The 18,904-nt window shown below is 70.0% G+C and carries 15 protein-coding genes; 8 read left to right on the top strand and 7 right to left on the bottom strand.

Annotated features, from left to right (window positions below):
• The first annotated feature begins 74 nt into the window (after positions 1–74).
• The 6 genes from OG828_RS13060 to OG828_RS13035 all read left to right on the top strand — a co-directional run bounded on the left by OG828_RS13060 (position 75) and on the right by OG828_RS13035 (position 7,836).
• Positions 75–1,172 (top strand): substrate-binding domain-containing protein, encoded by a 1,098-nt coding sequence (locus OG828_RS13060; RefSeq protein WP_328371807.1) that lies wholly within the window; start codon positions 75–77, stop codon positions 1,170–1,172.
• A 192-nt stretch (positions 1,173–1,364) separates the two neighbouring features.
• On the top strand, positions 1,365–2,150 hold the full coding sequence (locus OG828_RS13055; RefSeq protein ID WP_328354676.1) for an ATP-binding cassette domain-containing protein: 786 nt from the start codon (positions 1,365–1,367) through the stop codon (positions 2,148–2,150).
• A 2-nt stretch (positions 2,151–2,152) separates the two neighbouring features.
• Positions 2,153–3,448, top strand: coding sequence for a sugar ABC transporter permease (locus OG828_RS13050; protein ID WP_328501225.1), 1,296 nt, complete (start codon positions 2,153–2,155; stop codon positions 3,446–3,448).
• A gap of 246 nt (positions 3,449–3,694) precedes the next feature.
• A complete protein-coding gene (gene dxs, locus OG828_RS13045; RefSeq protein ID WP_328354670.1) occupies positions 3,695–5,614 on the top strand; it encodes a 1-deoxy-D-xylulose-5-phosphate synthase in 1,920 nt (639 codons plus the stop codon).
• A 288-nt stretch (positions 5,615–5,902) separates the two neighbouring features.
• Positions 5,903–7,429, top strand: a complete 1,527-nt coding sequence (locus tag OG828_RS13040; RefSeq protein ID WP_328501224.1) for an amino acid permease — start codon at positions 5,903–5,905, stop codon at positions 7,427–7,429.
• Between the two features lie 101 nt (positions 7,430–7,530).
• On the top strand, positions 7,531–7,836 hold the full coding sequence (locus OG828_RS13035) for a hypothetical protein (protein WP_328438007.1): 306 nt from the start codon (positions 7,531–7,533) through the stop codon (positions 7,834–7,836).
• On the opposite strand, the gene OG828_RS13030 is transcribed toward OG828_RS13035, so the two are convergent.
• Positions 7,805–8,179: an NTP pyrophosphohydrolase gene (locus tag OG828_RS13030; RefSeq protein WP_328438005.1), complete on the bottom strand. Its 375-nt coding sequence runs from the start codon at positions 8,177–8,179 to the stop codon at positions 7,805–7,807. The genes OG828_RS13035 and OG828_RS13030 overlap by 32 nt on opposite strands.
• Positions 8,180–8,834: 655 nt before the next feature.
• A complete protein-coding gene (locus OG828_RS13025) occupies positions 8,835–9,776 on the bottom strand; it encodes an NAD(P)-dependent oxidoreductase (RefSeq protein WP_443062396.1) in 942 nt (313 codons plus the stop codon).
• A gap of 143 nt (positions 9,777–9,919) precedes the next feature.
• On the opposite strand from OG828_RS13025, the gene OG828_RS13020 reads away from it, so the two are divergent.
• On the top strand, positions 9,920–10,939 hold the full coding sequence (locus OG828_RS13020) for a hypothetical protein (RefSeq protein ID WP_328501222.1): 1,020 nt from the start codon (positions 9,920–9,922) through the stop codon (positions 10,937–10,939).
• A 66-nt stretch (positions 10,940–11,005) separates the two neighbouring features.
• Here the strand turns inward: OG828_RS13020 and OG828_RS13015 are convergent, their stop codons facing one another.
• From OG828_RS13015 to OG828_RS12995, 5 genes are all read right to left on the bottom strand, one after another.
• Positions 11,006–13,132 carry a 3-hydroxyacyl-CoA dehydrogenase NAD-binding domain-containing protein gene (locus OG828_RS13015; protein ID WP_328438003.1) on the bottom strand — a complete coding sequence of 709 codons (2,127 nt, stop codon included), beginning with the start codon at positions 13,130–13,132 and terminating at the stop codon, positions 11,006–11,008.
• Positions 13,129–14,355, bottom strand: a complete 1,227-nt coding sequence (locus OG828_RS13010) for a thiolase family protein (protein WP_328438002.1) — start codon at positions 14,353–14,355, stop codon at positions 13,129–13,131. The genes OG828_RS13015 and OG828_RS13010 overlap by 4 nt, the downstream gene beginning before the upstream one ends.
• A 220-nt stretch (positions 14,356–14,575) precedes the next feature.
• Entirely contained in the window at positions 14,576–15,877 is a 1,302-nt protein-coding gene (locus OG828_RS13005) for a ribonuclease D (protein ID WP_328501221.1), read from the bottom strand.
• Between the two features lie 207 nt (positions 15,878–16,084).
• The gene (locus tag OG828_RS13000; RefSeq protein ID WP_155059374.1) at positions 16,085–16,747 is read right to left on the bottom strand and encodes a response regulator transcription factor; all 663 of its coding nucleotides are present in this window, start codon (positions 16,745–16,747) and stop codon (positions 16,085–16,087) included.
• A 224-nt stretch (positions 16,748–16,971) separates the two neighbouring features.
• Positions 16,972–17,595, bottom strand: a complete 624-nt coding sequence (locus OG828_RS12995; RefSeq protein ID WP_328354643.1) for a DUF3000 domain-containing protein — start codon at positions 17,593–17,595, stop codon at positions 16,972–16,974.
• Positions 17,596–17,836: 241 nt separating this feature from the next.
• On the opposite strand from OG828_RS12995, the gene hemE reads away from it, so the two are divergent.
• A complete protein-coding gene (gene hemE / locus OG828_RS12990; RefSeq protein WP_328501220.1) occupies positions 17,837–18,904 on the top strand; it encodes a uroporphyrinogen decarboxylase in 1,068 nt (355 codons plus the stop codon).

Below are 18,904 nucleotides of genomic sequence, written 5' to 3'. Positions count from 1 at the left end.
GCCGAGTTGACTTCCAGCCACCTCGGCCGCAACGACGCGGCCTCGTCAGGGAGGTTTCTGAAGTGAACACGCGTATGCGTCGTGCCGCCGTTGCCATTGCCGCAGGTGCGATGGCCGTTTCCCTCGCCGCCTGTGGCAGCGCTGAGGAAGCCGACGGAGGCAGCGAGACCGCTGGTACCGCCGCCAAGGGTGACAACATCAAGGTCGGTCTCCTGCTTCCGGAGAACAAGACCGCGCGGTACGAGAAGTTCGACCGCCCCTTGATCGAGAAGAAGATCGGGGAGCTGACGAACAACAAGGCGGAGATCCAGTACAACAACGCCCGCCAGGACGCCAACCTCCAGGCCCAGCAGGTCGACACGATGATCACCAACAAGGTGGACGTGCTGATCCTGGACGCCGTGGACGCCAAGGCCATCCAGAACTCCGTACAGAAGGCCGTGGACGCCGGCATCAAGGTCGTCGCCTACGACCGCCTCGCCGAGGGCCCGATCAGCGCCTACACCTCGTTCGACAACGTCTCGGTCGGCAAGACCCAGGGCGAGGCCCTGCTCAAGGCGCTGGGCGACAAGGCCAAGGACGGCCAGGTCGTCATGATGAACGGTTCCGTCACCGACCCGAACGCCGCCCAGTTCAAGGAGGGCGCGCACTCCGTCCTCGACGGCAAGGTGAACATCGGCAAGGAGTACGACACCAAGGAGTGGTCGCCGGACAACGCCAACGCCAACATGGAGTCGGCGATCTCGGCGCTCGGCAAGGACAAGATCATCGGTGTCTACTCCGCCAACGACGGCATGGCGGGCGGCATCATCACCGCCCTGAAGTCGGCCGGCATCGACGCTCCGGTCACCGGCCAGGACGCCGAACTCGCCGCCGTCCAGCGCATCGTCACCGGCGACCAGTTCATGAGCGTCTACAAGCCGTACGCCCCCGAGGCCAACGCCGCCGCCGAGATGGCTGTCGCGCTCGCCAAGGGCGAGTCCCTGGACTCCATCGCCAAGGACAAGGTCGACAGCGGCAGCGCCAAGGACGTTCCCTCGGTTCTGGTCCCGGTCACCTCGATGACCCAGGACAACATCAACGACACCGTCATCAAGGACGGCGTCTACACGATCGACGAGATCTGCACGGCCAAGTACAAGTCGGCCTGCGACAAGATCGGTCTGAAGTAAACAGCCACAAGTCCCTGTGAACGTACGGGAATTCGGGAATCCTTGTCCGAACTCCCGTACTGGGACTGCCGCTCTCCAGGCTCCTCCGGCGCCCCGCATACACACAGCCCCGCAAGCTCGTTGCGGGGCGCCGGACGGAACATCCCCCAAATCTTTCTGCACAACCTCCCGCCGGGTCAGGCGGCGAAGGAGATGGTTCACGTGTCCGCTACGCCCGTGCTGGCGTTGCGCGGGGTCTCCAAGCGATTCGGTGCCGTTCAGGCGCTCACCGACGTAGAGCTTGAGGTCCACTCCGGCGAGGTGGTCGCCCTCGTCGGCGACAACGGCGCCGGAAAGTCCACGCTGGTCAAGACAATTGCCGGCGTACACCCCATCGATGAGGGCGTCATCGAATGGGACGGCAAGGCCGTTTCGATCAACCGGCCGCACGACGCCCAGGCCCTGGGCATCGCGACGGTCTACCAGGACCTCGCGCTGTGCGACAACATCGACGTCGTCGGCAACCTGTTCCTCGGCCGTGAGCTGAGGAAGTGGGGCGTCCTCGACGAGGTCGAGATGGAGCGCCGCTCGCAGGAGCTGCTGAAGACGCTTTCCATCCGCATCCCCAGTGTCCGTATCCCGATCGCCTCGCTCTCCGGCGGTCAGCGCCAGACCGTGGCCATCGCCCGCTCCATGCTCGGCGAGCCCAAGCTGGTCATTCTCGACGAGCCCACCGCGGCCCTCGGTGTCGAGCAGACCGCCCAGGTCCTCGACCTGGTGGAGCGGCTGCGTGAGCGCGGCCACGCGGTCATCCTCATCAGCCACAACATGGCCGATGTGAAGGCCGTGGCCGACAAGGTCGCCGTGCTGCGACTGGGTCAGAACAACGGCGTCTTCGAGGTCAAGACGACCTCGCAGGAGGAGATCATCTCCGCCATCACCGGCGCCACCGACAACGCCGTGACCCGCCGTGCGGCGCGCACGACCGGGGAGGTTTAACAGTGAGCATCGACAAGACCTCCTCGTCCCCGCAGGACGCGCACGCCGTCGAGAACCCCGAGGCCGCCGCGGCCGCGGTGACCGCGGTCGACCCGCGGCTGCTGGTGCGCGAGCGGGGCCTGGCCGGCTACCTCGGCGAGTTCAAGCGGAAGATCAAGGCGGGCGAGCTGGGCTCCCTGCCGGTCATCATCGGCCTGGTCGTCATCTGCGTCGTCTTCCAGACCCTGAACTCGCAGTTCCTGTCCGCGCAGAACATCAGCGACATCACCGTCACGATGGTCGGCACGGGCATGATCTCCGTCGGCATCGTCTTCGTGCTGCTGCTCGGCGAGATCGACCTGTCGGTCGGCTCGGTCAGCGGCGCGGCCAGCGCCATCGCGGCCGTCCTCGCCGTCAACCAGGGCTGGCCCGAGTGGATGGCGGTGCTCTTCGCCGTCGCCGCCGGTGCGGCCATCGGCGCGGCACACGGCTTCTTCTTCGCGGTGCTCGGCGCTCCCGCCTTCGCCGTGACCCTGGCGGGTCTGCTGTTCTGGCTGGGCTTCATGCTCCAGACGCTCGGCGAGAACGGCACGATCAACCTCGACAGCGACGGCTTCATCGGCAATCTGACCACGTACTTCTTCAGCGACGTGGCTGCCGCGTACGGTCTCGCGGTCGTGATGGTCGCCGTCTTCTTCATCACGTCGTTCCTGGGCAACCGGCGCCGGGAGGCAGCGGGCGTTCCGTCCCGGCCGCTCAGCGACACGCTCATGCGGACGGTGCTGCTGGCCATCGTCTCCTTCGCCGCGGCGGCCATGTACAACCAGTACAAGGGCCTGCCGCTGGCCACGGTGATCTTCCTGGGCTTCCTGTTCCTGACCGACTTCGTGCTGCGGCGTACCTCGTACGGCCGCAAGATCTTCGCCCTCGGCGGCAGCGTGGAGGCGTCCCGCCGTGCGGGCATCAACGTCACCGCGATTCGGATCTCGGTGTTCGCGATCTCGGGTGGGTTCGCGGCGATCGGTGGTCTGTTCCTGGCCTCGAAGATCGCGTCCGCCAACCAGAGTGCCGGTACGGGTGACCTGCTGATGAACGCGATCGCCGCGGCGGTCATCGGTGGTACGTCGCTGTTCGGTGGGCGTGGGCGTACGTGGAACGCGCTGCTGGGTGTGCTGGTGATCGTGTCGATCCAGTACGGGCTGCAGTTGGAGTCCATCGCGGAGCCGGTGAAGTACATGATCACTGCGGGTGTTCTGCTGACGACGGTGGTCATTGACTCGATCACCCGTAAGACGCAGAAGACGGCAGGTCGTGCCTAGACAGGTCGTTCGCGGGCCGCGGGTCGGCTGTGGCTGGTCGCGCAGTTCCCCGCGCCCCTTAGTGGCGTGACTGTTGCCCGGCATCTTCAGGTGCCGGGCAACAGTCATGTCGTAGGACTGCCACAAGCTGGGTACAGCCGATCGCGTGACCTATGACGCACCGCCCGGGCATCGCCCGCTCAGGCGGAACATTAGACTCGACAGGCCCGGCAACAGCTCGATCAGCTCTACTGCAAGGAGGCACGGGTGCCGCTGCTGACCCGCATCAGGGGACCGCGCGATCTGGACCGGCTCAGCCTGGAGGAGCTGGCCCTGCTGGCGGAGGAGATCCGGAGCTTCCTGGTCGAAGCCGTCTCCAAGACCGGCGGCCACCTCGGCCCGAACCTCGGCGTGGTCGAGCTCACCATCGCGCTGCACCGGGTCTTCGAGTCACCCAAGGACAAGGTGCTCTGGGACACCGGCCACCAGTCCTATGTGCACAAGCTGCTCACCGGCCGCCAGGACTTCAGCAGGCTGAAGATGAAGGGCGGACTGTCCGGCTACCCCTCGCAGGCCGAGTCCGAGCACGACGTCATCGAGAACTCGCACGCCTCCACGGTCCTCGGCTGGGCCGACGGCCTCGCGAAAGCGAACGAGATCCGTAAACGCGACGACCACGTGGTCGCCGTGATCGGTGACGGCGCCCTGACCGGCGGCATGGCCTGGGAAGCCCTCAACAACATCGCCGAGGCCAAGGACCGCCCGCTCGTCATCGTCGTCAACGACAACGAACGGTCGTACGCGCCCACCATCGGCGGTCTCGCCAACCACCTGGCCACGCTGCGGACGACCGACGGGTACGAGCGCTTCCTCACCCGGACGAAGGAGATCCTCGACCGCACGCCCGTCGTCGGCAGGCCGCTCTACGAGACCCTCCACGGCGCCAAGAAGGGCCTGAAGGACTTCATCGCGCCCCAGGGCATGTTCGAGGACCTCGGCCTGAAGTACGTCGGCCCGATCGACGGCCACGACATCGAAGCCCTGGAGTCCGCGCTGGCGCGGGCGAAGCGCTTCGGCGGGCCCGTCATCGTGCACTGCCTCACCGAGAAGGGCCGCGGCTACCAGCCCGCCCTCCAGGACGAGGCCGACCGCTTCCACGCCGTCGGCAAGATCCACCCCGACACGGGCCTGCCGATCGCCTCCTCCGGCGCCGACTGGACCTCCGTCTTCGGCGAGGAGATGGTCAAGCTCGGCAAGGAGCGCGAGGACATCGTCGCCATCACCGCGGCCATGCTCCAGCCGGTCGGCCTCGACCGGTTCGCCAAGGCCTTCCCGGAGCGGGTCTACGACGTCGGGATCGCCGAGCAGCACGGCGCCGTCTCCGCGGCGGGCCTGGCCACGGGCGGTCTGCATCCGGTGTTCGCGGTGTACGCCACATTCCTCAATCGTGCCTTCGACCAGGTCCTGATGGATGTCGCCCTCCACAAGTGCGGTGTGACGTTCGTACTGGACCGGGCCGGCGTCACCGGCACCGACGGCGCCTCCCACAACGGCATGTGGGACATGTCGATCCTCCAGGTCGTCCCCGGGCTGCGGCTGGCCGCCCCGCGCGACGCCGACCAGGTCCGCGCCCAGCTGCGCGAGGCCGTCGACGTGACCGACGCGCCGACCGTGGTCCGCTTCTCGAAGGGCGCCGTCGGCCCCGCCGTACCCGCCGTGGGCCGCGTCGGCGGCATGGACGTACTGCGCGAGCCGGGGACGGAGACGCCGGACGTGCTCCTGGTCTCGGTGGGCGCCCTGGCGCCGATGTGCCTGGAGATTGCCTCCCTGCTCGACAAGCAGGGCATCTCCACGACCGTCGTCGACCCGCGCTGGGTCAAGCCCGTCGACGAGGCCATGGCGCCCCTCGCCGAGCGGCACCGCGTGGTCGTCACCGTCGAGGACAACTCCCGCGTCGGCGGTGTCGGCTCGACGATCGCCCAGGCCCTGCGTGACGCCGGCGTCGACGTCCCGCTGCGCGACTTCGGCATCCCGCCGCGCTTCCTCGACCACGCCTCCCGCAAGGAGGTCATGGCCGAGATCGGGCTGACCGCGCCCGACATCGCCCGCCAGGTCACCGGGCTGGTCTCCAAGCTGGACGGCCGTTTCGACCGTCCGGAGGCCACCGTGGAGCCCGCGCGCGACTAAGCGGGCCCGGTGAAGTCCGGTACGGTTCGGCAGCGCCCCGAAGGGGCGCGGGGCTGTATCAATGTGCGGCTCCGCCGCGTGGGCGCGACCAGCCACGACGGACCCGCGGACAAGCACCGGACTTCCAGCGGAGCGCTTAGCGCCTCACTCCGCGTCCGGATGGGTCGGTTCCACCACCGCGAAGGGTGGTGAAACCGGCCCATCCGTGTGAAACGAACCGCGCCGGGGCATACGCACCACGCCCCCTCTCGATCATGTCGAGGACGACACAGCGTGGGAGGTACGCCCGTGAGCAGCACCCTCTTCAGGACGAAGAAGGTCGAGCAGTCCATCCTCGATACCGAGGAACCCGAGCACGCGCTCAAGAAATCCTTGTCCGCGCTCGATCTGACGGTGTTCGGCGTCGGCGTCATCATCGGCACCGGCATCTTCGTCCTCACCGGCACGGTCGCCAAGAACAACGCCGGTCCCTCCGTCGCGCTGGCCTTCGTCGCGGCCGGCGTCGTCTGCGCGCTCGCCGCGCTCTGCTACGCCGAGTTCGCCTCCACGGTCCCGGTGGCGGGCTCCGCGTACACGTTCTCGTACGCCTCTCTCGGCGAACTGCCCGCCTGGACCATCGGCTGGGACCTGGTCCTGGAGTTCGCGCTCGGCACGGCGGTGGTGGCCGTCGGCTGGTCCGGCTACGTCGCCTCCCTGATGGACAACGCGGGCTGGGAGCTGCCCGAGGCGCTCGGCACCAGAGACGGCGCCGACGGCTTCGGCTTCGACATCCTCGCCGCCGCGCTCGTCCTGCTGCTCACCGCCATCCTCGTGGTCGGCACCAAGCTCTCCGCGCGGGTCACCTCGCTCGTCGTCGCCATCAAGGTGACGGTGGTACTGACCGTGATCATCGCGGGCGCCTTCTTCATCGACGGCGACAACTACGACCCGTTCATTCCGAAGGCGCAGCCCGTGGACGCGGGGGATAGCCTGCAATCCCCGCTCATCCAGCTGATCTTCGGCTGGGCGCCCGCCAACTTCGGCGTGATGGGCATCTTCACCGCCGCCTCCGTCGTCTTCTTCGCCTTCATCGGCTTCGACGTCGTCGCCACGGCCGCCGAGGAGACCAAGAACCCACAGCGCGACATGCCCCGCGGCATCCTCGGATCGCTCCTCATCTGCACGACCCTGTATGTCGCCGTGTCGATCGTCGTGACCGGCATGCAGCACTACACAGATCTGTCGATCACCGCCCCGCTCGCCGACGCCTTCAAGGCCACCGGGCATCCCTGGTTCGCGGGCTTCATCAGCTTCGGCGCCGCGGTCGGCCTGACGACGGTCTGCATGATCCTGCTGCTCGGCCAGACCCGGGTCTTCTTCGCGATGAGCCGTGACGGGCTGCTGCCGCGCTTCTTCTCCCACGTCCATCCGCGGTTCAAGACCCCGCACCGGCCGACCATCCTGCTCGGCGTGCTCATCGCGATCCTCGCCGGCTTCACCCCGCTCAGCGAGCTGGCGGAGCTGGTGAACATCGGCACGCTGTTCGCCTTCGTGGTCGTCGCGATCGGCGTGATCATCCTGCGGCGCAGCCGCCCCGACCTGCACCGGGCCTTCCGCACCCCGTGGGTGCCGTTCATCCCGATCCTGTCGGTGTGCGCCTCGCTGTGGCTGATGCTCAACCTGCCCGCCGAGACCTGGCTCCGCTTCGCCATCTGGATGGCCGCCGGCTTCGTCGTGTACTTCGTCTACGGCCGCTCCCACAGCCGTCTCGGACGGCACGCGGAGACGAAGGTCAGCGACGTGGTGAAGCCGCCGAAGCCCGGCGACGCCCAGTAGCCGACCGAGCCACCGATCCGGCCCCGCGGGCCCGCTCCGGCGGAGACCGCGGGGTCGGTAGGCTCGTCGGACACGTACCCGACCGGAACGGCGAGCCATCAGTGATCCGAGACCTGTACAACGTGCGGTACACGGAAGGCGAAGAGTCCACCCCGCTCACCGACGAGGAGGAACAGCGCACCAGGTCCGCCCTGTTCCACGAACTCGGCCACCAGATCGCCGAACGCGGCTGGACCCGCTTCCCCGCCTACACCCCGCAGGAGCGCCGCCGTCTGGTCGACGTGGCGCAGCGCCTCACCGCCCACTGGGGGCAGCGGGTGACGGTGGAGGCCGAGGACCAGTGCGGGATGCGGCTGTCGCTCGCCGGGTACGAGATCACCGCCGGCGGATCGACCGGGGGCCGGTGACCTCCGCGCCCAACTCCGTCACCCGGCGCCGCAGTTCACGGTCGGCCGTGACGACGAGACAGTCCCGTCCGTCCGCCCGCGCGACCAGCTCGACCATGTGATCGTCCCCGCTCCCACTCGCCCCCTCGACCCGCACGCCGGGCACGGCCTCGACCCCCCGAGCGGCCCCCTCGACAACGAGCACGATCTCCACGGCCCCGGAATGCCCCGGCACCCCATCAGCAGCCAGCACATCCCGCAACCGCTCCGCAGCCCCCCGCCGATCCCGCCACCACCCATCGGGCACCGACCCGACGACATTGGCCGCGTCGACGATGACGAGCAGCGGAGATTCGTCATTCATGGGCCTAGGATCGCACGCGGCGCCCGCCCAGCTGCGGGCATGCGTGCGGTCTGGGTCGGCGCCCACCCTGCAGCCGACGGGCTGCCGTCCCGCCAAGCTGCGGACTCCCGTCCCGCCCAGCTGCGGGCCTGCGTGCGGTCTGGGTCGGCGCCCACCCTGCAGCCGACGGGCTGCCGTCCCGCCAAGCTGCGGACTCCCGTCCCGCCCAGCTGCGGGCATGCGTGCGGTCTGGGTCGGCGCCCACCCTGCAGCCGACGGGCTGCCGTCCCGCCAAGCTGCGGACTCCCGTCCCGCCCAGCTGCGGGCATGCGTGCGGTCTGGGTCGGCGCCCACCCTGCAGCCGACGGGCTGCCGTCCCGCCAAGCTGCGGACCCCCGTCCCGCCCAGCCGCGGGCATGCGTGCGGTCTGGGTCGGCGCCCACCCTGCAGGCGGCGGGTTGCCGTCGCGCCAAGCTGCGGACCCCCGTCCCGCCCAGCTGCGGGCATGCGTGCCGCCTGGGGCGGCACGGGTGGGCGCAGGCGGCACCCCGTCAGCGCCGGGCTGCGCGGCCCACCCCACCCCGGCCACGACGGCGCGGCGGCTGTGCGACCCACGCCGCCTCAGCCCTCGCGCCGGGCTGCGCGACCCACCCCCGCCCAGCACTCACCCCCGCGCTCAGTCCTCCGACTTCTCGTCAAAGCTGGCGAAATACGCCGCCACCATGTCCTCGCCCCCATGCCCCTGCACAACCGCCCGCTCCAACCGCTGCGCACCGGCCGCCGCGCCATCCAGCCGTACCCCGCGCCGCGCAGCCGCCTCGACGATCAGCCGCGCATCCTTCGCCGCGGTCGTCACCGCGAACTGAGGGGGCGTCAGCCGGTTCTCCAGTACGAGCCCGGCCTTCGCCCGCAGATACCCCATGTCGAGCGGCCCACCCGCGATGAGGTCGAAGAAGCCCTGCGGATCCACCTCGAGCGCCTTGGCCAGCGCCAGCACCTCACCGGTGGCGTTGGTCGCGGCGATCACCCAGCTGTTGGCCACCAGCTTCAGCCGCGTCGCGGTGCCCGCCGCCCCGTCCTCCCCGGTCCACACGGTGCGCGCACCGACCGCGTCGAACACCGGCGTCACGGTCCTCCGCCCCCGCTCCGGCCCGGCGGCGAGCACGGTGAGCTGCCCGGCCTCGGCGGGCTGCCGGGTGCCCAGCACGGGCGCGTCGTAGAACACCAGGTCGTGTGCCTGGGCGAAGGCCGCCAGATCGGCGATCGAGTCGAGCCCGGCGGTGGTGGACTGCACCCAGACGGCGCCGGAACGCAGGCCGGGCGCGGCCTCGTCCATGACGTCCAGCGCGGCGGGACCGTCGTACAGCATGGTCAGTACGACATCGGCGCCCCGGACCGCGTCGGCGGGCGTGTCGGCGATGTACGCACCGTCGGCGGCGAGGGGTTCCGCCTTGGCGCGGGTGCGGTTCCAGGCCCGCACGGCGAGGCCGGACTTCGCGAGGTTACGGGCCATCGCGGCCCCCATGATCCCGGTGCCCAGGACGCTCACGGTCAGCTGGTCGGTCATCTGCGTCAACTTTCTGTGTCGCGGGTGTGCGCGAGTGCCACGTCTGTCCAACGTAGGGGAATGCCTGCCCGGTTTCGGCGCCGGAAGACGCGGGCGCGGCCGTCCGGCCGTGCAGGAGAAGTGTCGGCCCGCACGGCTGTGACCAGGCGGGGGCCGATCCCCGGAGCGTGGTCCGCCCCGATTAGAGTGAGGCGGTGAACGGCGACTGGCTCATCCGCGGCCGCGACGGCCGCCTCGGCGTCTACTGGCTGTCGGACGACGCCGTCCTGTGCCGGGCGGAACGCGTCCCCGGCGGCACCTGGGACGCCCCGCGCCGCGTGGGCGGCGAGCAGAGTGTGCACGCGGGGTTCGCGGTCGGCCAAGGTGCCGACGGCTACGCCCATCTGGTCGCCTGGCGGCCCACGGTGCCGGGCGAGTCGGGCCTGGTGCACTCCACACACTTCCGGCCCCTGCTCGCGCCCCTGGACTGGATCCCGATCGGCCATCCCCAGAAGAACGGCGACCGGACCGGCACCCCGGCCGTCGCCGTCGACGCCGAGGGCCGGGCGTACCTCTTCGTGCGCAACCGCAGCAAGGGCGTCCACACCATCAACCAGAAGGAACGCGGCGGCTGGAACGCCTGGCACAACCTCAGGGGCTCCAGGGTCCACGAGGAACTCGTCGCCGTCACCGGGGAGTCGGGCCTCGTCGAGGTGTACGGCACCAACCCCGACGGGATCCTGAGCTGGCATCAGCAGGAACCCGGCGCCCGCCCGGTCGCGGCCGATCCCCTGCCCGTCCGCATCGAGCCGGGCACGCTGAGCGCGCTGCCGACGTCGAAGGAGCACACGACGCTGTTCTTCGCGGACCCCGAGGGCATGCTGTACGCGTGGCGGCCGGGCGGCGGCGACCCGGTCGCGCTCATCGCCGCCGTGGGCCCCGGCCCGGTGGCCACCTTCCGCTGCGTCCTGGACGGCCACGACTGCACCCTGCTCGCGCAGCGCTCGGCCTCCGGCCGGGTCGCCTTCGCCGCCTACCCGACCGAACAGGAGTCGGCGGGCCTGTGGTGGACGGAGTCCGGCCCGCAGCTTCCGTCAGGCACCCGGGTCGCCCTGGCGGAGGACGCCGAGGGACGTGTCGTGGCCGCCAGCATGACCCCGGACGGCGTCCTGCGCCTCGCCCGCCAGAAGGACGAGCCCGGCCTCGCACTCGCCGCCTGGCAGGAAGACCTCTAGCGACGACAACGCCGGTGCCCCGCACACCGGTTGGCGTGCGGGGCACCGACGTACATCATCAGCGGTTTATACGGGGACGCTGGCCACGCCCGCTTCCAGGAACCGCTTCCCGTTCACGCGCTCCGACACGCCCTCGCGGTCCAGGTACGGCGTGATGCCGCCCAGGTGGAAGGGCCAGCCGGCGCCGGTGATCAGGCAGAGGTCGATGTCCTGGGCCTCGGCGACCACACCCTCGTCGAGCATGAGCCCGATCTCCTGCGCCACCGCGTCCAGGACGCGCGCCCGCACCTGCTCCTCGGTCAGGACGACATCGCCCTGCTTGAGCAGCGCGGCCACCTCGGGGTCGAGCTCCGGCTTCCCGGAGTCGTACACGTAGAAGCCGCGCTTGCCCGCCTTGACGACGGCCGCGAGGTTCGGGGAGACCGTGAAGCGGTCCGGGAAGGCCCGGTTGAGGGTCTCCGAGACGTGCAGACCGATCGCGGGACCGACCAGCTCCAGGAGGACGAGCGGAGACATCGGCAGGCCCAGGGGCTCCACCGCCTTCTCCGCCACCTCGACCGGCGTGCCCTCGTCGATGACGTTCTGGATCTCGCCCATGAAGCGGGTGAGGATGCGGTTCACGACGAACGCCGGCGCGTCCTTCACCAGGACCGCCGTCTTCTTCAGCTTCTTGGCGACGGCGAACGCCGTGGCCAGCGAGGCGTCGTCCGTCTGCTCGCCGCGGACGATCTCGAGGAGCGGCAGGACGGCGACCGGGTTGAAGAAGTGGAAGCCGACGACCCGCTCGGGGTTCTTCAGCTTCGACGCCATCTCCGTGACGGAGAGGGAGGAGGTGTTCGTCGCGAAGATCGCGTGCGCCGGGGCGACCGCCTCGACCTCCGCGAACACCTGCTGCTTGACGCCGATCTCCTCGAACACGGCCTCGATGATGAAGTCGGCGTCCGCGAAGCCCTCGGCCTTGTCCAGGACACCGCTGACCAGGGCCTTCAGGCGGTTGGCCTTGTCCTGGTTGATACGGCCCTTGCCGAGCAGCTTCTCGATCTCGGCGTGGACGTAGCCCACACCCTTGTCGACGCGCTCCTGGTCGATGTCGGTCAGCACGACCGGCACCTCCAGGCGGCGCAGGAAGAGAAGAGCCAGCTGCGATGCCATCAGGCCCGCGCCGACCACGCCCACCTTGGTGACCGGACGCGCCAGGTTCTTGTCCGGCGCACCCGCCGGGCGCTTGCCGCGCTTCTGCACCAGGTTGAACGCGTAGATACCGGCACGCAGTTCGCCACCCATGATCAGGTCGGCGAGGGCCTTGTCCTCGGCGTCGTAACCCTGCTGCAGGTCGCCGTTCTTGGCGGCGGCGATGATGTCGAGGGCGCGGTAGGCGGCCGGAGCGGCCCCGTGCACCTTGCCGTCGGCGATGAAACGGCCCTTGGCGACGGCGTGGTCCCAGGCCTCACCGCGGTCGATCACCGGACGCTCGACCTCGACGTCGCCCTTCAGCACCTGGGCGGTCCAGATCAGCGACTGCTCCAGGAAGTCGGCGCCCTCGAAGATGGCGTCGGCGATGCCCAGGTCGAAGACCTGCTGGCCCTTGAGCTGCTTGTTCTGGTTGAGGCTGTTCTCGATGATCACCGAGACGGCCTTGTCGGCACCGATCAGGTTCGGCAGGATCGTGCAGCCGCCCCAGCCCGGGACCAGGCCCAGGAAGACCTCGGGGAGCGAGAAGGCCGGGAGCGCCTTTGAGACGGTACGGTACTTGCAGTGCAGACCGACCTCGACGCCACCGCCCATCGCGGCGCCGTTGTAGTACGCGAAGGTCGGCACGGCGAGGCCGGCGAGGCGCTTGAAGACCTCGTGGCCGCCCTTGCCGATGGCGAGCGCGTCGTCGTGCTTCTTCAGCAGCTCGACGCCCTTGAGGTCGGCGCCGACGGCGAAGATGAACGGCTTGCCGGTGACACCGACACCGACGATCTCGCCGGCCGCGGCCTCCTGCTCGACCTGGTCGATGGCGGTGTTCAGGTTCGCCAGCGAGGCCGGGCCGAATGTGGTCGGCTTGGTGTGGTCGAAGCCGTTGTCGAGCGTGATCAGCGCGAAGCGCCCGGCGCCGTACGGCAGGTCGAGGTGGCGTACGTGCGCCTGGGTGACGACCTCGTCCGGGAACAGCTCGGCCGCGCCCTTCAGGAGTTCAGCGGTGCTCACTTGTTGCCTCCGGCGTCCTTGTGGTGCGGGTTCTCCCAGATCACCGTGGCGCCCATGCCGAAGCCGACGCACATGGTGGTGAGGCCGTAACGGACCTCCGGCTGCTCCTCGAACTGGCGGGCCAGCTGCGTCATCAGACGGACGCCGGAGGAGGCGAGCGGGTGGCCGTAGGCGATGGCGCCGCCGTACTGGTTGACGCGCGCGTCGTCGTCGGCGATGCCGTAGTGCTCGAGGAAGGCCAGGACCTGGACGGCGAAGGCCTCGTTGATCTCGAAGAGGTTGATGTCCTCGATCGACAGACCGGCCTGGGCCAGCGCCTTCTCGGTCGCCGGGATCGGGCCGTAGCCCATGACCTCCGGCTCGACGCCCGCGAAGGCGTAGGAAACCAGGCGCATCTTGACCGGCAGGTTGTGCTCGCGGGCGAAGTCCTCGCTCGCGATGATCGACGCGGTGGCGCCGTCGTTCAGACCGGCTGCGTTACCCGCGGTGACCCGGCCGTGGACACGGAACGGGGTCTTCAGACCGGCCAGGTTCTCCAGCGTCGTACCCGGGCGCATCGGCTCGTCGGCGGTGACCAGGCCCCAGCCGGTCTCACCGGCCTCAGAGTTGGTGCGGCGCACCGAGATCGGCACCAGGTCCTGCTGGATCTTGCCGTTGGCGTACGCCTTCGCGGCCTTCTCCTGCGAGCGCACGGCGTATTCGTCGGCGCGCTGCTTGGTGATGGTCGGGTAGCGGTCGTGCAGGTTCTCGGCGGTCATGCCCATGAACAGGGCGGACTCGTCGACCAGCTTCTCGCTGACGAACCGCGGGTTCGGGTCCACGCCCTCGCCCATGGGGTGCCGGCCCATGTGCTCGACACCACCGGCGATGACGGCGTCGTACGCACCGAAGGCGATGGAGCCCGCGGTGGTGGTGACGGCGGTCAGCGCACCGGCGCACATGCGGTCGATCGAGTAGCCGGGCACCGACTGCGGCAGACCGGCGAGGATGCCCGCCGTCCGGCCGAGGGTGAGGCCCTGGTCACCGATCTGAGTCGTCGCGGCGATGGCGACCTCGTCGATCTTCTTCGGGTCGAGACCGGGGTTGCGGCGCAGCAGCTCCCGGATCGCCTTCACGACAAGGTCGTCGGCGCGGGTCTCGTGGTAGATGCCCTTCGGGCCCGCCTTGCCGAACGGGGTGCGGACGCCGTCGACGAAGACGACATCCCTGACGGTACGAGGCACGATGGCTCTCCTCCAGAGGTGCGGGATCTGCACTGCTGCGTTGCAAGCGCTGAGCGCGCGCTCAGGCCCATGCTACTTGTGGGTAACGTAGCTGCACACCCCTGGCAGGGGGAGCGGCGAAGGTCACATTGAAGTCGGCAGTACTGAAGCGCCCCAAAGGGGCGCGGGGAACTGCGCGACCAGCCACAAACAACCCGCAGCCGCTCCACCACTGGACTTCCTACGGCGCCTCCGCGGACAAAGCCTCCACCAGCACCGGAGTCACCAGCTCGACTTGCCACGCCCGAGCCCCGAACCCGGCCAGAGCCGCCCCCACCGCCTCCGCGTCAACCGGCACCGGCGGCTCCCAGCAAACCCTCCGCACCGTGTCCGGCGTGATCAGGTTCTCCTGCGGCATGTTCAGTTCCTCGGCCAAAGCGGAAACCCCGGCCCGGGCGGCGGACAACCGCGCGGCCGCGGCTGGATCCTTGTCGGCCCAGGCCCGCGGCGGCGGAGGCCCGGTGACGGCCTGACCCGGCTGCGGCAACTGCGCTTCGGCCAGCGCCTTCGCACGATCCACCGCCGCCTGCCACTGCTCCAGCTGTCGCCGCCCCATCCGGTGCCCGAACCCGTTCAGAGCGGCGAGCGCATGCACATTGGCCGGAAGAGCGAGCGCGGCCTCCACGATGGCCGCGTCACTCAGCACCTTGCCCGGCGAAACGTCCCGCCGCTGCGCGATCCGGTCCCGCATCTGCCACAGCTCGCGCACGACGCCCAGCTGCCGCCGCCGCCGCACCTTGTGCATCCCGGACGTACGACGCCAGGGATCCTTGCGCGGCTCGGCGGGCGGCGCCGCCGCGATCGCCGCGAACTCCTGGTGGGCCCACTCCAGCTTGCCCTGCCGGTCCAGCTCCTTCTCCAGCGCGTCCCGCAGGTCGACGAGGAGCTCGACATCCAGCGCGGCGTACCGCAGCCACGGTTCGGGCAGCGGGCGGGCGGACCAGTCGACGGCCGAGTGCCCCTTCTCCAGGACGAAGCCGAGAACGCCCTCGACCATCGCCCCGAGCCCGACCCGCGGGAACCCGGCGAGCCGCCCGGCCAGCTCGGTGTCGAACAGCCGCGTCGGCACCATGCCTATTTCCCTGAGGCAGGGCAGATCCTGTGTGGCGGCGTGCAGTACCCACTCCACGCCGGACAGCGCCTCGCCGAGGCCGGAGAGGTCGGGACAGTCCACGGGGTCGATCAGCGCGGTGCCCGCGCCCTCGCGGCGCAACTGGACGAGATAGGCGCGCTGTCCGTAGCGGTAGCCGGAGGCGCGCTCGGCGTCGACGGCGACGGGGCCGGAACCGGCGGCGAAGGCGGCGATCACCTCGGCGAGCGCGGCGTCGTCGGCGACGACCGGCGGAATCCCGTCACGCGGCTCGAGCAAAGGGATCGGTTCAGGGTTCGGCGCCCCCGTAACAGAAGTTCCGCCGTCGTCCGGAGGGGCGCCTCCGGTGGTTCGCAGTGAGCTGTCTGCTGCGGTCTCTTGGGCGTCGGTCACATGTCAAGGGTATCTGTGTATGGACAGCGCCCGTCGACGGAACGTTCCGTCGACGGGCGCTTGAGGGTCGTAAACCAGTCAGGTCGGTGAATGATCCGGTTCACGACGCATGGGGTTGGTGAGGCGGGACCGGCGGCCGGTCCCGTTCATGAGTTCACGAAGGTGAATACGGCTTCACGAAGGCGAATGCGGCGGCTCGGTTCGGGCTCAGTGGATGATTCCGGTGCGCAGGGCCACCGCCACCATGCCGGCGCGGTCGCCCGTGCCGAGCTTGCGGGCGATACGGGCGAGGTGGCTCTTGACGGTCAGGGCGGACAGGCCCATCGAGACGCCGATCGCCTTGTTCGACTGGCCCTCCGCCACCAGTCGCAGCACCTCGACCTCACGGCCGGACAGCTCTCGGTAGCCGCCCGGGTGGCTCGGGGCACCCGGGGGGCGGCGGTGCATACGGGCGGCGGCGGCGCCGATGGGGGCGGCGCCCGGTCGGGTGGGGAGCCCGACGGTCGTACGGGTGCCGGTGACGACGTAGCCCTTGACGCCGCCGGCGAGGGCATTGCGTACGGCGCCGATGTCGTCGGCGGCGGAGAGGGCGAGGCCGTTGGGCCAGCCCGCGGCGCGGGTCTCCGACAGGAGGGTGAGGCCGGAACCGTCGGGCAGATGGACGTCGGCGACACAGATGTCGCGGGGGTTGCCGATGCGGGGACGAGCCTCCGCGATGGACGAGGCCTCGATGACGTCGCGCACACCGAGCGCCCACAAGTGGCGGGTGACGGTGGAGCGGACGCGGGGGTCGGCCACGACCACCATGGCGGTCGGCTTGTTCGGGCGGTAGGCGACCAGGCTTGCGGGCTGCTCGAGGAGAACGGACACCAGGCCTCCTGGGGTGCGGGGACGACTTCTAGGTCACAGTCGTCTTCGGCACCAAACCTCTGTTTCTTTAGAGAAAGATCACGATCTAGTGAGTAACAATCAGGGCAATTCGGACAGGCTGTCGATCGCTCGATGAACGAATCGGTTCGTTCGAGGGCTCGTTCATGACTGAAAGTGGCCGTATCGACAAAGCGAGAGGCGGGCGTCGGCCGTTGGGGTGGCCGTCAGCGTGACTGCGGTCCCCGCCGCTGCGGCAGGGTCACCACCGAAGCGTCGCCCGGACCGGCCGGCGGCAGGCCGGCGACCTGGGCGAGCAGATCGCACCAGGACGCCAGGTGAGCCGCCGCGTCCGGGACGCCGCCCAGGCCCTCACGCGGCGTCCAGGAGGCGCGGATCTCGATCTGCGAGGCCGACGGGCGCTCGGCGAGGCCGCCGAAGTAGTGCGAGCTCGCCCGCGTGACGGTGCCGCTCGGCTCGCCGTACGTCAGTCCGCGCGCCTGCAGCGCGCCGGTCAGCCACGACCAGCACACCTCGGGCAGCAGCGGATCGGCGGCCATCTCCTGTTCCAGTTCCGCGCGCACCAGCGTCACCAGCCGGAAGGTGCCCCGCCAGGCGTCGTGTCCGGCCGGGTCGTGCAGCAGCACCAGGCGGCCGTCGGCCAGATCCTGGTCGCCGTCGACGACCGTGGCCTCCAGTGCGTGGGCGAAGGGGGCCAGGCGCTGGGGCGCGCGCGTCGGCTCGACCTCGACCTGCGGCCGCAGCCGGGCGGTGCGCAGCGCGTCGACGGCGGCGCGGAAGGGTGGCGGAGCGGTGGGTTCATGCGCAGCGCCCTCCTTCGCGTCGTCCATTCCGTCAGCGCCTTCCGAGAGTTGTCCCTGAGCCGCAGCCATGCGGTGCAGATTAAGCGGAACGGGGGCTGGGTGCAGGGTAGACACCCTTGCCGCTGGTGGTTTGGTCGCCTACGGGGAGGGGTGGTTGCCTGTCGTGGGGCGGGTGCGGGCCGGTGGGGGCTGGGCGCGCAGTTCCCCGCGCCCCTGGGTTGGCTGCCCTCGGACTGGGTTGTCAGGCGGGCGTGCGAGACTCTTCGTCGTGAGCGTCAATGACAGCCCTGCGGGCAAGCAGCCGACGGTGACGTATGACTCCGCCTTCATGAGGGCGTGCAGGCGGGAGAGTGTGCCGCATACGCCGGTGTGGTTCATGCGGCAGGCCGGGCGCTCGCTGCCGGAGTACCGCAAGGTGCGTGAGGGCATTCCGATGCTCGAGTCCTGTATGCGACCGGACCTGGTCACCGAGATCACGCTGCAGCCGGTGCGCCGGCACAACGTGGACGCGGCGATCTACTTCAGCGACATCGTCGTCCCGCTCAAGGCGATCGGCCTCGACCTCGACATCAAGCCCGGGGTCGGCCCGGTCGTCGAGCAGCCGATCCGCACCCGCGCCGACCTGGCCCGGCTGCGGGACCTGACCCCCGAGGACGTCGGTTACGTCACCGAGGCCATCGGCCTGCTGACGCACGAGCTCGGCTCGACTCCCCTCATCGGTTTCGCCGGGGCGCCGTTCACCCTCGCGAGCTACCTCGTCGAGGGCGGCCCGTCCCGGACGTACGAGAACGCCAAGGCGATGATGTACGGCGACCCCGAGCTGTGGGCCGACCTGCTCGACCGCCTCGCGGACATCACGGCCGCCTTCCTGAAGGTGCAGATCGAGGCGGGCGCCTCAGCGGTCCAGCTGTTCGACTCCTGGGTCGGCGCGCTCGCCCCCGCCGACTACCGGCGCTCGGTCATGCCCGCCTCGGCGAAGGTGTTCGAGGCGGTCGCCGGGTACGGGGTGCCGCGCATCCACTTCGGTGTCGGCACCGGCGAGCTGCTGAAGCTGATGGGCGAGGCCGGCGCGGACGTCGTGGGCGTCGACTGGCGCGTCCCGCTGGACGAGGCCGCCCGCCGCGTCGGCCCCGGCAAGGCGCTCCAGGGCAACCTCGACCCGACCGTTCTGTTCGCCTCCACGGAAGCCGTCGAGACCAAGACCCGCGAGGTCCTCGACGCGGCGGCCGGCCTTCAGGGGCATGTCTTCAACCTCGGCCACGGCGTCATGCCGAACACCGACCCGGACGCGCTGACCCGCCTCGTGGAGTACGTCCACACCCACACCGCCCGCTGA

The organism is Streptomyces sp. NBC_00457 (genome assembly GCF_036014015.1).
Classification (GTDB): Bacteria; Actinomycetota; Actinomycetes; order Streptomycetales; family Streptomycetaceae; genus Streptomyces.
This window is presented reverse-complemented; position numbering and strand designations above follow the sequence as displayed.

Bases quoted from the DNA above. Each gene is read 5' to 3' on its own strand.
- OG828_RS13060 (WP_328371807.1), top strand. From the start codon at position 75: ATGCGTCGTGCCGCCGTTGCCATTGCCGCAGGTGCGATGGCCGTTTCC.
- OG828_RS13055 (WP_328354676.1), top strand. From the start codon at position 1,365: ATGGTTCACGTGTCCGCTACGCCCGTGCTGGCGTTGCGCGGGGTCTCC.
- OG828_RS13030 (WP_328438005.1), bottom strand. From the start codon at position 8,179: ATGAATGACGAATCTCCGCTGCTCGTCATCGTCGACGCGGCCAATGTC.
- OG828_RS12995 (WP_328354643.1), bottom strand. From the start codon at position 17,595: ATGGACGACGCGAAGGAGGGCGCTGCGCATGAACCCACCGCTCCGCCA.